General features: G+C 65.3%; 9 protein-coding genes and 1 pseudogene. 5 read left to right on the top strand and 5 right to left on the bottom strand.

The genetic code is table 11. The features are described 5' to 3' along the window. Positions 1-625: 625 nt before the first annotated feature. Complete coding sequence (gene traA / locus N825_RS34870; RefSeq protein ID WP_037461943.1) at positions 626-985, top strand: TraA family conjugative transfer protein; 360 nt, start codon at positions 626-628, stop codon at positions 983-985. Between the two features lie 97 nt (positions 986-1,082). Further along, a complete protein-coding gene (locus N825_RS38450) occupies positions 1,083-7,280 on the top strand; it encodes an Ig-like domain-containing protein (protein ID WP_157619764.1) in 6,198 nt (2,065 codons plus the stop codon). 344 nt (positions 7,281-7,624) lie between these two features. Here the strand turns inward: N825_RS38450 and N825_RS34855 are convergent, their stop codons facing one another. The 3 genes from N825_RS34855 to N825_RS34845 all read right to left on the bottom strand — a co-directional run bounded on the left by N825_RS34855 (position 7,625) and on the right by N825_RS34845 (position 9,419). Beyond that, entirely contained in the window at positions 7,625-8,698 is a 1,074-nt protein-coding gene (locus N825_RS34855; RefSeq protein ID WP_037461930.1) for a tyrosine-type recombinase/integrase, read from the bottom strand. Positions 8,699-8,703: 5 nt separating this feature from the next. Then, positions 8,704-9,150 (bottom strand): DUF29 domain-containing protein, encoded by a 447-nt coding sequence (locus N825_RS34850; RefSeq protein WP_037461927.1) that lies wholly within the window; start codon positions 9,148-9,150, stop codon positions 8,704-8,706. 89 nt (positions 9,151-9,239) lie between these two features. Next, entirely contained in the window at positions 9,240-9,419 is a 180-nt protein-coding gene (locus tag N825_RS34845) for a hypothetical protein (protein ID WP_037461924.1), read from the bottom strand. Positions 9,420-9,633: 214 nt separating this feature from the next. Between N825_RS34845 and N825_RS34835 the strand changes: the two genes are divergently transcribed. From N825_RS34835 to N825_RS34825, 3 genes are read left to right on the top strand one after another with little or no spacing between them, the layout of a single operon-like run. Next, the gene (locus tag N825_RS34835) at positions 9,634-9,843 is read left to right on the top strand and encodes a hypothetical protein (protein WP_037461919.1); all 210 of its coding nucleotides are present in this window, start codon (positions 9,634-9,636) and stop codon (positions 9,841-9,843) included. A gap of 18 nt (positions 9,844-9,861) precedes the next feature. Continuing rightward, on the top strand, positions 9,862-10,722 hold the full coding sequence (locus tag N825_RS34830; protein ID WP_037461915.1) for a hypothetical protein: 861 nt from the start codon (positions 9,862-9,864) through the stop codon (positions 10,720-10,722). A gap of 9 nt (positions 10,723-10,731) precedes the next feature. Continuing rightward, positions 10,732-11,043: a hypothetical protein gene (locus N825_RS34825; protein WP_037461912.1), complete on the top strand. Its 312-nt coding sequence runs from the start codon at positions 10,732-10,734 to the stop codon at positions 11,041-11,043. Between the two features lie 101 nt (positions 11,044-11,144). Here the strand turns inward: N825_RS34825 and N825_RS40050 are convergent. Next, positions 11,145-11,486: pseudogene (locus N825_RS40050) on the bottom strand (ubiquitination-like system serine protease family protein); the annotation flags it as partial. A gap of 83 nt (positions 11,487-11,569) precedes the next feature. Beyond that, positions 11,570-12,283 carry an IS6 family transposase gene (locus N825_RS34815; protein WP_037461909.1) on the bottom strand — a complete coding sequence of 238 codons (714 nt, stop codon included), beginning with the start codon at positions 12,281-12,283 and terminating at the stop codon, positions 11,570-11,572. Positions 12,284-12,451 lie beyond the last annotated feature (168 nt).

The following is a 12,451-nucleotide window of genomic DNA, read 5'->3' as shown; positions in this document are numbered from 1 at the left end:
GGACGTTGGCGGCCGACAGGGTCACGGCCAGTGGAACTCCGTTGGCGTCGAAAGATGGTTTTGTTAGGCGCTCTAACTTGGTCCCTCAGATTTGGCACACGGCGCTGTAGTCGGCGAAACCTCAAGCACTCCCGGGATTGGTCGGCGAAACCTCAAGCATTTTCTCCTTGAAAAGGCATGTCGCTGCCCCCTGGCAGGTCGAAGGCTGAGGTTATGTCGACCATACCCTGTGGTCTCGCCGACCTACACCTGTCGTATGAGCGACCTGAATCTGTCGTTTCACAGCTTCTGACCAAGATAATGGGGGATCGGCAGTCCGCCCCACGGTGACGACCAGCGAACAGGTCGCTTGCAGACGCCAGCCAAGCTTCGAACCGGCAATGGTCGGCTGTCTGGCAACGGCGCCGCGCCTGACCGTCTTCCCCACCATCGCGAGCACCGAGTCCCTGTCGAGACAACAGGTGGTTATTGTCATGTCCCGATAAGTAGGGCCACCAAACGGAAAAGATCACCTGTTTAGGTCCCGCGCAATTGGTTTCACGCCGCACCTATGATCCCGGCCGAACGCGGCACCCCGCCGTGGAACGGTGACCAGCAGTGCCGCAACGCGGCCGGGAGAAGAGTGATGAAGAAGAAGCATGTCGTAGCGCTCGGCCTCTTGGGGCTGGCCGTGGTCCTGGCCCTGGCGCCGACGGATGCTTTCGCGGGCACCGGTGGGTCCGCTTTCGACGACGTGTACACGACCATCAAAGATTGGACCAGCGGCTACCTGGGAAAGTCCATCGCCCTCGGGCTGGTCCTCTATGGCGTGGGCGCTGGCGTCGCGAAGCAGTCCCTTGGCGGTTTCGCGACCGGCATGGGCGGCGGCGTCGGCCTGAACTACGCGCCGGACGTCGTGGAGTCCGTCGTCAGCGCGACCCTGCCCGTGGCGCAGGCCAGTGCCGAAGCCATGCAGCTGGTCGTGGGCGTCGCTCCGCTGGTCTGACAGCGCGGACCTGGCCCGACTTCGACCTCGACGGCTGACGGCGCCACGCTCGCGGTGGCGCCGTTCGCGTTTCAGCTTCTTGTTGCTGGGGACCGACATGGGAATTGGATCGCTGGTACGCGGGTTCTCCGTGGGTGCCGCAGTGGTTCTTGGTGCGACGGCGGCGCAAGCCGACATCCTCCAGATCGCCTACACGGACACCACCGGTCAGCCGAAGGTTCAGAGCCCGTCGGATAACTACGGGAACCCGACCGGAGATCTCACCGTGGCGCTGAGTGGGGCACCAGACCGAAAAGTTCGGGTGGAACTGCGGCAGGCCGACGGAATGGTCGTGTCGTGGTCGGAAAGTGGTTTGCTGAGCAGCGGCGACCGGATCTCGGTGGGCGGGCAGAGTTACTATGGCACTCGCCTCACCTTGGACAAGCCGACGGAGGGCAGTTATACCCTGGCGGGGATGGTCATCACCGCCAGCGGGAGCGTGGAGACGGTGGACGCCCGGCCCTTCACGGTGGACGTGACGCCGCCGGTACTTGGATGCATGTCCTTTGATAGCTCGCTTCATCCCACTGCCGGATGCGCGCCGCGATCGGAATGGCTCATGAACGAGAATGGAAGCGGCGGAATCGACCTTGCGGGGATTACCGACGCGAGCGGTATTGCGCGGGTCGATGCACAGGTGCTCCTCTCCGCCGATGGGGTGCTAAAGGCGACCGCAACCGCCAAATACGACGCGCTGTCCGGGAGTGCCCGGCTGAGCAATAGCGATGGTTCGGCCGTTGACGGCCGTCTCTTCCCGTCCGGCGATGCCATCTACAATGTGGTCTTTAGGGTGACCGACGGCGCGGGCAATGCCGCGTCGAAGTCACAGGAAGTAACATGGTATAGCGGAATCGGGCCAACACCCGAATTGGTGGGCGTCTATGATGCCTCCTATGCTGGCAACTTTCTCACCGGGTCTCCATTCCTGCACTTCCGAGCCTATACCGCTGGGATGGTGGTGCCGGACTACAGGCTCGCGCTCGTTTACCGGGTGCCAAAGGCCAGTTTTGACCAAGCCAACCCCTGGAGGCTGATTGATCTGCAGCCGAACATGACGCGGTCCTATGATGACGCGAACTATGTCTATATCACGGCAACGGGAATATTCAGCGAAGTCGCGGGCCAATTTGGGCAGTTAGGGGGATTCCACCAAGCCCCCGGCAACTGGACGTCCCAGATGTATTACCAATTGTCACTGGCAGCGAATGTCCCGCAGGCGCCGGAACTTCTCGGCATAGACGTGCAGACCAGCAACGGATGGTATCCGGCAAACACTGGTGCTGTCGTTGATGGCCGACTGCTCAACGCCTTGGATCCGTCGGGCTGGGTCGTGCGCGTAAAGGGAAAAGTCGCCGCGAGACCGTATCCGCAGGACGTGACGGTCTGGACATGGAGTCGGTCGATGCCGGTGACGGTACTATGCACGATCCCTGCGGCACAGACGGAGTGCGACGGCCCCTTTTCCGAAACAGTGATGGATTCACTTGTCGGAGCGACAGTGTCCTATGTCACCGTCAGGCAGGCGAATGACGCTGACTACGTAGCGACAGGCATGAATGTCTTTCAGTTATGGGATCTCGAACCGCCGGAGATTACGTCAGTTGACATCGAGCAAGGACGCAAAGTGGCCGATGTATCTGTCAACGAGCGCCATTGGGGAGAAAACTGGGGTACCGTCGGGTTGGCGTCCGGCTCGCTCGTGTTCGTGCGTGGTGACGGAGCGACGACGACAGTGGCGATGTCGTCCTTGACGCGCATTCCGGGCGGGGGAAGGTTTTCGGGAGATTACAGTGGTGTAGCGGAAGGGACCTATACCGCCACGGCGGTCGTGCAAGACAATTATCGGAATGTCGCGAGCAAGTTGATCGGCCAAGTGGTCGTAGACAAAACAACTCCAACCATTACCGTGCGCCACAACGGGGCAAACCTTGCCAGCCAGCACGTCCCTACGCTGAATAGCGTCGCGATTTCCCTGACCGATAACCTGGACGCCGTACCGAAACTCGCGAGCGTGGTCCTGACCGGTGGCCCCAGCGCCGAAAACATCAGCCTGACCACGAAGAAAAACGCGGATGGCACTTATTCGGTGCTGGAGCCGATCATCTTCCCTTCGGCCCGCAACGGCGACTATCGGTTGGTCGTGACCGCATCCGACGCTCATGGGAACGTGGCGACGCAAACAGTCGCTTTCACTTTTTCGCCGGCAACCATCGGGCTTGCAGGCGGATCGTCCGCAACGTTCATACCCGGCGTTACTAGGTCATTCACATCCCGATCGGGTTGGCCAGCGATTATCACCGATCCGCTCATGGTCAACGACGTTCCGCTGTCCGGGTCCTATGGGGTCACGGCAACGCTCCGGTCGGACTCCACCATCGGGCTGATGGTCAACGGCGTTATCGTGAACCCAGGCGATCAGGCGGTCGAGGTCGGCCCAGTCGAATTCGGTGCATCCGGCGGTCGGCTCTCCCTGCCGGTCGCCCCGGCTGCGGCCGGTTCGGGCGCCGCTCACCTGCTGCTCACCGCGAGCGCCCCGGGAGCGCCGCTGGTGGTAGCCGACATCAACGTGTGGCGGCCGGACGCCGATCCGACGGCCGCGAGCTGGTCGGTCCGGCAGGCGATCGACGACGTCTTGATCGATGCGGCCACGCAGCACTGCGGCCTTACCGCCGACCCGGCGGACGCCCAGGCGGCCGACCCGATCTTCGCACCGAAATGCCTGATCGAGTGGTCGTCCGTACCCGACGAGGTCCGTCCGCTAGGCACGGGGCTGCGCGGCAAGGCCGTGGCGACCGGCACGCGGCAAATCAGCTTCACCGTGTCCATCTTCGACGGTGACGGCACCAAGGTCCAACTCGAGAGCGGCAGCCGGGAACTGGACGTCACGCCGGCCTCCGGGGTCATGAGCTTCGCGCTGGACAAGCCTGCGACCATCCGGCGAATCGTCGATGTGATCAGGGCGGGCCTGTCAAGGGTGACGGGGCCGACCTGCACGCTGCGAACCTCCGCCGAAGCGGCGACATCGGTGACGGCGACCGGCGGTCTAGGGTGCCATGTCGAATGGATGACATTGCCGCCCCAGTTCGCGCAGAGTCCGAACCGGACGGACCCATGGCTGACCGGTATCATCGACGATGCCGGAAGCTATCCGGTGGCGTGGCGCATCTCGGCGATGACGCCGGCGGGGACCGCTGTCTTGGTCGCGGAAGAATCGGCGACCATCGACGTCACCGATTGGAGCCCCACGATCGAACTGTCCGGACCATCCTCGGTGCGGCAGGGTATCGACCCGGTCCGGCTGGACGCGGCGGCCGGCACCGGATCTGCCTGCGAGGTCACGTCGAACTTGGCCGCGGCTCAGGCCGCCGATCCCACGGTGACCCCGCTCTGCCTGGTCGAGTGGGGTCAGCTGCCGACTGGCCTGTCTGTGGCATCGCCATCGGCCGTCGCCCTGATCGGCACCGCTGACGTCATCGGCAGCCACAGTCTCGCCTGGACCGCCTCGATCTATAGTCGCGGCCGGAAGCTGACCGTCGGGATGGGAGAGCATCGACTCGACGTCGTGTCGGCGGTCGGCGCGATGGAACTTGGGTTCACCCGGGATGTCGCCACCATGACCCGCCGGATCGTGCCGGTGGAGGCGGTGCTGCGGCGGACAGCGGGGCTCACCTGCGAACTGACCCTCGACGAAACCGAGGCACGGGCGGCGGCGTTGATTGCCACCCGGCGGTGTTTGATCAGCTGGGAGGTGCTGCCGGAGGGATTGGGCCAGCACGGTTGGCGTAGCGAGCCGACGCTGGTCGGCGCCCCTGTCCAGGCAGGACCGCAGGAGATTCGCGTCTCGGCGAGCCTGTGGGCGCCCTCGGGCACGCGGGTGACCGTCGCGGACCAAGTCTTTCCCGTGTCCGTCCTGGATCCGGTTGCCCCGACGATCGCGCTGTCGCAGGCCTCGGCCGGCCATCGGATCGATGTGGCCGAGGGGGGCGATCTCTTCTGGACCTATCCGCAGGGCGGGGAGGTCGTCACCGCGATGGTGACCGCCGTCAACGCCGCGGTCACGGTCGAGATCCGGAAGGACGGCGAGCTGGTCAGCACGGACCAGTACCGCGCCGCCGCCGGATCGGACACCCGCTCGATGCGCCGGGCCGTTGTCGCTCCGGCAAGTCCGCTCTGGACGCGCAGCGCGTATACCGTCCGGGCGGCCTATTCCGACCTGCCAGATATCGCGACCGAGGCGGGCCTCGCCGTCCTGACCACAGCGCCGGCCGGTATCAAGCCGGAACTGACCCTCGCCAAGACGTCGGTGCTCGACACCGAGCAGCTTCAGGCGACGGCCTCGATGATAGACGTCTACCGGCGCGAGGCTGTCTATTCGGCAGCCGAACAGGGACAGTGGGAGGTCCGGCTGGCACGTCTCGTCAGCGCGTCCGTTGTCGAACCGCTTTCGGACTGGACTGCGGTCGATGCCGCCGGCCGGGCAGAGATCTCGGCGCCGGCCGCTGTCGGGCAGGATTCCTTCCGGGTCACCGTCCAGGCCCGCCTGATCGCGCCGGCGCCGGGCCTGGAGCGGATCGAGGTGGCGCCGCGGCCGATCTACGTCCAGGTCCTGCGGGGGGCGCCGATCGAAGCGACTCTGTTGGCCCGCCGCGCCGGCGGGGTCGCGCCCTTCCGCGCCCAGGTCGCGGCCCAGCTCGCCAACCCGCGGGACCGGTCGGCGATCTCGGAGGTGACTTGGCAGATATCGGCCGATGGCGGTGCGTCCTGGCGGGATGAGGTTCCGCCCCAGAAACTCAGCCCATTGGAATGGACGGGGGTGCTGCCTCGCGGCGCTCACCAGGTCCGTGCCCGGATCTCCAACCGCCACTCGGGAGAGGTGGCGACGACGCCCGCACTGACCCTGTCCTCCTTCGATAAGGCTGCCGGCCAGCTCGCCGGACCGCTCAACGCCTTCGTGGGCGGATCGGCGCGGTTCCGGATCGTCGCTCCAGGGGGAACGTCGCCGGTCGGCGTCGCGGTGCAGTGGAGCACGGACGAAGGCCAGACCTGGGAGGATGGCGCCTCCGAGTTGGCGTTGACCCGAACGGACGTGGTCAAGGTGCCGGTGTGGGCGCGCATGCGCTTGGCCGACGCACCGGCCGATCTGCCGGAGAGCTGGACCCTCCTGAAGGAGCGGATGCAGTTCCAGCCGGTCCGGCCGCCCAAGCTCCGGCTGGCGGGGCCGGCCCGAACGGAGGTTGGCAAGGCCTCGGCGCCGTTCGCGGCGGAGATCGAGCCTCCCTATGCCCGGATGGAGATCGAGACGGGCGGCGAGTGGACCCTGCCCGGCGGCACGGTGGTGAGCGGCAACGAAGTGGTCTGGACGCCGTCCGAAGCCGACGGCGCCACCACCACGGCGCACCTGTCGTTCGCCGGCTGGATCAAGGGGTACGAGGACACGGCCGCCACCGCGTCGTTCCGGGTCAGGCTCTGGGACTATGCGTGGCCGAACTTCGACCTGCGCTACACGGGGCGGGCCGAGTATGCCCCGACCGCGGCTACGCTCCGGGTGGACAGCTCGATCCCTTGGAGCCGCCTGGAAAGCGGGACCATCGAATGGGCAATTCCAGACGGCGTGACAGTTGTCAAGGAGGCCGCCAATGTCCGGGAGGTCGAGATCGGGAACCCGGGCTCCTACACGGTCACCGCGACCGTGCGGGACAGCCGCGGAAACGAGACGGTGCTGAACCAGACGGTCGATCTGCCGGCGCCGCCAGCTTGGGCTGTCAGCGTCGAGAGCACCCCGGGCAACCGGTTCTGGCGGGAGCCGCTGGCGGTGACCTTTCGGCCACGTATCACCGGGGGACATCCGGACGACCGGCTGGGCCAGCTCGCCTTGGCCGTTGATGGGCAGCCGGTCGAACTAGCCGGCGGGGCAGGGCGGACCGTGCTGGCGGCGGGTACTCATCAAGTGCGTCTCACTGGGACGTCACGGCATGGAGTTCCCATCGAGGCCGAGCAGAGCATCGAGGTGCTCCACAATAGCCCGCCGGTCTGCCGGCTCCGGATGGATCAGGGGTCGGGTGGCTGGATCTACATAGCGTCCTGCACGGACGCGGATGGATCAGTCGCAAGATACGCATGGACCTTGGACGGCGAGGCGCTGGGCCTCAACTCCGCGCGGATCGTCGTTCCAAAGACGGGGCGATCCGGCCCTCCAGCGGTCAGCGTCGTGGGCGTGGACGACGCGGGGGTGCCATCGAGGGCGGCAACACCGTGAAGGGCCAATCGGTCTGGCATCAACCCGCTTGTCACACCGGCGTTGGTCGAGCCGGCCGGTGCCGCTGTTCGAGCAACGTGTCGCGATCGGCAGTGGCTGTTACATCCTTGGACCCGCAGTCGCTGCACACCAGCGGTAGTCTGTCCAAGCTCCTGCCGGCACCGACGAACGCGACGAAATCACGGGCTTCGAAGCGCGCGTCGTGCCCGCATGACCGGCATGTGACATGAAGCAGCGCCCCCTGTCGCATCAAGTCGCCGATCGTGTGGATGTTAGCCGCGCCCATGACGGCAGGGTGTCGTGGAACCGAATGAAAATCCAGAACTAAACAAGAACGCTTGATGTCAGGCAGGCGGCACGGTCGATCGGTCTCGCCGGCGTCGGACCCGCGCCACAGCGCCGCGGCCGGTCTGAAGGCGCTCGGTGTAGCGGGCTACCATCGCGGGCGACTTCCATCCGCCAGCCTGCATCACGGCCGGGAGGTCCTCGCCGGCAGCCACCAAGTCTTGCGCGGCACCGACGCGCGTCGAGTGGCCGCTGGCACCGGACAGGCCAATGCTGGCGCTACGGGCCTTGACAATCGCGGTGTAGGAGGTGGTGCTGAGAGCCGGACCGTAGCCGCGCCGCGACAGGTGCCGGAAGACGAAGGGGGAGGGAGAGACGACATCGTTGGTCGCGGGGTCGATGGCGCGGCCGATGGCGGTCCGCCACGCTGCAAGCGCCCGCATGGTGTCGGCCGCCAGGAACCTCGCGGCACCCTCGCCCTCCTGGTCCGTCTTGGACCGGCGCACCAGGATGGAGCCCTCGCCGTCCTCGCCGTTCTCCAGATCCTCCCACAGCAGCGACACCACTTCGCTCGCTCGGCATAAGGTATCGCGGGCCACCAGCAGCAGGGCGCTGTCGCGCAGGCCGATCAGCTCCTGGTGAGGCGTTTCGGCGCCGATCTCGACGGCAACGAGGATCTGGTCAATCTCCGCTTCGCCGACCGGCTTGGCCTGCCGCTGGCGCATGGTTTTGGTGCGGGCGTGGGCGCGGGCGGCCATCCTGACGGTGAGCGATCGACAAGGGTTGGGCAAGTCACCGGCGGCGTGACAGGCGGCGATGCTGGCGAGATAGCGACGGACGGTGGCGGGCTTGCGGGACGCGCCGATCGCGTCGACGTAGGCGGCAACTGTGGTCGGCTGTGCGGGTAGCCAAGCAAGGCTCCGCTCGGCGCACCAGGCGGCGAACAGGCGCCCGTCGCTCCGGAGCGCGGAAATCGTCTTGGGTGCCATCGCCCGCTCGGCCCGGCCGAAGAAGTCCGACAGCCGGTCGATCAGGTGCTCGGGTAGCAGCAGGTCGGTCGGCGCCGGCGGGCTGGAGCAGTCGTCCTCTTCGATCTCGGCGGCGGTGCGCTGGCGCGGTATAAGGGCGGTCATGGCATCTATCTTGGCCAGAACGCGGTGTCGGTGATCTCGGCCAAGGTCCAGGGGCAAGTGGCCGGCAGGATCGACATCGGGAGCCCATCGTGCCGCTCCAGGCTCACACCAGCGAGGCGCCGGGCACGGTCGTAGACCGTTGGCAGCCGCACCCGACCGACGAGGCCGGGATTGTCGTCGGCGAGTGCCTCATATTCGAGGCGCTGGACCGTCACCGACTCCCTCCAGCCGTCGCGAGGATCGGACGCTGGCGAGTGGGCAAGCTTGAGCAAGTGCTCCACGATGCGCATCAGGGCGCTCTCCATCGCCCGCAGTTCGCTGCGTCCCAAGCTCTCGATCTCCTCGGCGATGTGATCGATGTCGACAGCGTCGAGCTGACCGGAGCGGAGCAGGTCCGCCTGCTGTTCGGTCCACGCCGCGAAGTCGGTGTCGTACAAGGTGCGGCCGGTCATGTCGGGCCTCCAAGGCGATTGTCGCTGCCCTGATATCCTTACCAGATTCCCAACGGGTAACAAGCCCGGTGGTCGATGAGACCAAGCAATCAACGTCTCCCTAGATTGGCGAGGCGCTCCCTCGTGTTGAATAAGGCATTGCTCCCGTCGAGCTCATGCGGCCCCAACGCTTTGAGCTGGTCGATGATGTCCTGGAGCGCATCCAAGTGCTTCATGGCTTCATCATGAAGCAACCGTTGGTCGGCCGCTATTATTTCATCTGGCTGCATGTTGGTACTCCAACGTTCAAGCGTCGATATGCTTACCGATGAGCGCATAGAGGAACTGCATGAGATTGGGATATCGGACGCCGAAGCGACTGGCGGCAACATCTATGCCACTCTCCCGGAGCGCGACCTGAGTGACGAAGAGGCGAAGGTCTACGACTACGCCTTCAGGAATGCATTTGCCCGAATGAACGGGATCTAAGAAGGGAGCGATGACATGCCCATACCCCAGGATACGCTATGCCCGGTGCAGGACTATGACGGCACCGGCCCAGTCCACGGCTACGCCGGCAACCGTGAGCAGGCGATCACCTGCTATCTTCGTCGGATCGATCCGGTTGACCGCCCGGCACCCACGGACGTGGACTGCGACCTGATCGACGGCACCTACCGCGTTACAGCGGCGCGTTCCCGTAGCATCCAGTGAGGGAGCAGAGGATCGACCATGGGAGCCGCCAAGAACCGCGCTAGGCGCGAAGCACACCTCTTCACTGAGATAGAAGGCCGGGTACACCACCTCGGTATTGGAATGCCGGCGCCCGGCTTCTACGACGACTCGGCTTTCCTGCACGCCGGACAGGCGGATCCCAAATTGATTGAGCTTTATGCGCAGTATGTCCAGCATCGCCCCCGTACAGCAGAGGAGGACGCACGCACCAGCGCCATTGTGCCACGCTTGACAGCGATTATCGCGAGACAGGTCGCAGTCCTGGAGCGGCCCGGTGCTTGCGTGGACGGCTCCCTGCTATTGTCGCGCAGCCTCGATCGGCTCGGCGTCTGGAATTACATCGCAGCTGGTGGCTTCAACGCCGAACTCACCGCGCGGCGTGCGCTGGGAAAGCGCTACTTGTGGGTGGTGGATCGTCTCGATCCCGGAGCTGGTCAGCTCGGTCACGTCTGGGTGGTCGCCCCGCCCTTCGCGGTCGTTGATGCAACCATCAAAAGCCAAGGTTGGGATGCCCCCTTTGCCGCGGCAATGCCGGACTGGCTCGCGGCCAGCGACACGCAACTGGCAGCCATGACCGTCGAGGACATTATTGCCAGTGAGGTCCGCGAGGCGTATTTCCGTAAGACCGGACAACTTGACTCCAACCTGCATCGGATGTTGCGCCCTGATTTGGTAGCGGTGTCAGAGAAGTTCCCAGGTCGCAAGTTGGAAATCGGATCCGTACGGCTGCGCTATTTGCCCACCGGGATCTGTGCGAGTGACGATCAGCTTGAGGGGATCGGTACGCTCAGTGGCTTGGACGGAGCGCGCATCTGGGCCGACTACATCGTCCCGGCGTTCGCCACGTATCCAGAATAGGAGCCGAGCATGGCCGCACCACCCCTATCCGCCGACTGCGCGAAGCTTCTGCCGGGCGGCAAGCTGGACGATACTGCCTATCAGGCCCTGGAAGATGCCCTTGACCGCGCGCTTGCCCCCATGTGCGGGCCGGATGGCCGATGGTTGACGCTGGCGGAACGGGTCGCAGCGCTCGGGAAGGCGCTTGCCGAGGCTGACGCTCTCATTGCCACCCACCAGTTCACTCTCGACCGCAACCCGTCCGATCAGTGGCCGGAGGACAGCTTTATCCGTTCCTCGGTTGAGCGGCACGCCGACCGGAAAAGCCGCAATCCAGAATAGGCGCCTTGGGTCATCGGGCGGCCTCTATACTCGTCAGGCCTCCTCCACGACAGCCCCCGCGACCATTTTTGCACCAAGGTTGCCCAACATGCCAAACACGCTCACCGCCCGCCGCCCCACAACCATCGCCACGCGCGCCTGACGCGCCCGTCCTTGCTGGAGGCGGCGACCGTCGACTCGCTCGGCGGAAGCGCTGGCGGTGCGGGCTCCGCTCCGCCATAGAAGCGAGCCTTGGCGGCAGAATCTTGCCGGCGCTTGGCGGCGATCTGCGCTTCGGTCCAGGAACCGGCCTCAACGACCTTGCCCTGCCTGATCACGTAATGCGACCGGCAAGGAAGCGTCCAGCTGCCGACGGACGGATGTAGCGACACCGCCTCGCCATCGTAGGTCATCTTCCAGTCTGTCGGAGTCAGCGGGGTGACGACCTCCTCGCCGCAACCGCAGCAGCAGCTGTGGGGGCATCGTCAAGTTGTTGGGCAGAAGCCGAGAGTTGAGCGAGTTTGACGGCGACCAAGGGTGCTGCTGGCTATGCGGCTTGCGTGACGCCGCAGACGTCGCGCCACGCCTGAAAGGCGCAGTTGCGCTCGGCGCGATAATCGGTTGCAGGCATGAAGTGGCGGGGCAGGAGGAAGAGGTTGTTGATCTGGTCGTGGGCGGACAGGAAGCGCTGAGCGTGCCGGGGCGACTTGAGCCGCTTCATCCGCCGTTCTCGTCGCCTCGTTGGCTGGTGAGAGTTTTCCGCCCGGTTGTTCAGCCCTTTGTGCTGGCGGTGCTCGACACCCGGCATGATCTCCTTCTTCGCCGCGCCGTATGATCCCAGCTTATCCGTGATCATGACGCGAGGAGCCCGACACTGCCGCTTCAACAGCTTGCGCGGCAGCCGCTTCGCCGCCTTCCTGTCGCGCCGGCTCTGGACCAGGACATCGAGCACGACGCCGTGCTGGTCGACGGCGCGCCAGAGATAATGCTTCTTGCCGCCAATCTTGAGAACGACTTCATCCATGTGCCACTTGTCGCCGGGCCGGGGCAGCCGCCGGCGGATGATGTTGGCGAACTCCTGGCCGAACTTGAGCGCCCACTGCCGGATGGTCTCGTGGCTGACTTCGATGCCCCGGAACGCGAGCATCTCCTCGACCATCCGAAGGCTCAGCGGAAAGCGAAAGTACAGCCAGACCGTGTAGCTGATCAGCTCCGGAGGGAAGCGGTGGCTGGCGTAGAGGGCCTTGGTCGTGCTCGTCATGCCGGCCTCATACCCGAACCACGACCCTCAGACAACCCAGCCCGCCGCCAACTTGACGATGCCCCTGCGGAACCCCTGTTCGCCGTCAAGCGCGTCCAACCCTCGGTTCCCGCCCAACAAGTTGACATGGGGTTATTGCGGGGCGGCTGTCCTCCGGAAGGCAGTTTC

The organism is Skermanella stibiiresistens SB22 (genome assembly GCF_000576635.1).
Classification (GTDB): domain Bacteria; phylum Pseudomonadota; class Alphaproteobacteria; order Azospirillales; family Azospirillaceae; genus Skermanella; species Skermanella stibiiresistens.
Note: the sequence above shows the minus strand (reverse complement) of the source record. Positions and strands in the feature narration are given on the sequence as shown.

Coding starts and splice junctions, on each gene's coding strand:
- traA (WP_037461943.1), top strand. CDS start 626: ATGAAGAAGAAGCATGTCGTAGCGCTCGGCCTCTTGGGGCTGGCCGTG.
- N825_RS38450 (WP_157619764.1), top strand. CDS start 1,083: ATGGGAATTGGATCGCTGGTACGCGGGTTCTCCGTGGGTGCCGCAGTG.
- N825_RS34855 (WP_037461930.1), bottom strand. CDS start 8,698: ATGACCGCCCTTATACCGCGCCAGCGCACCGCCGCCGAGATCGAAGAG.
- N825_RS34850 (WP_037461927.1), bottom strand. CDS start 9,150: ATGACCGGCCGCACCTTGTACGACACCGACTTCGCGGCGTGGACCGAA.
- N825_RS34845 (WP_037461924.1), bottom strand. CDS start 9,419: ATGCAGCCAGATGAAATAATAGCGGCCGACCAACGGTTGCTTCATGAT.
- N825_RS34835 (WP_037461919.1), top strand. CDS start 9,634: ATGCCCATACCCCAGGATACGCTATGCCCGGTGCAGGACTATGACGGC.
- N825_RS34830 (WP_037461915.1), top strand. CDS start 9,862: ATGGGAGCCGCCAAGAACCGCGCTAGGCGCGAAGCACACCTCTTCACT.
- N825_RS34825 (WP_037461912.1), top strand. CDS start 10,732: ATGGCCGCACCACCCCTATCCGCCGACTGCGCGAAGCTTCTGCCGGGC.
- N825_RS34815 (WP_037461909.1), bottom strand. CDS start 12,283: ATGACGAGCACGACCAAGGCCCTCTACGCCAGCCACCGCTTCCCTCCG.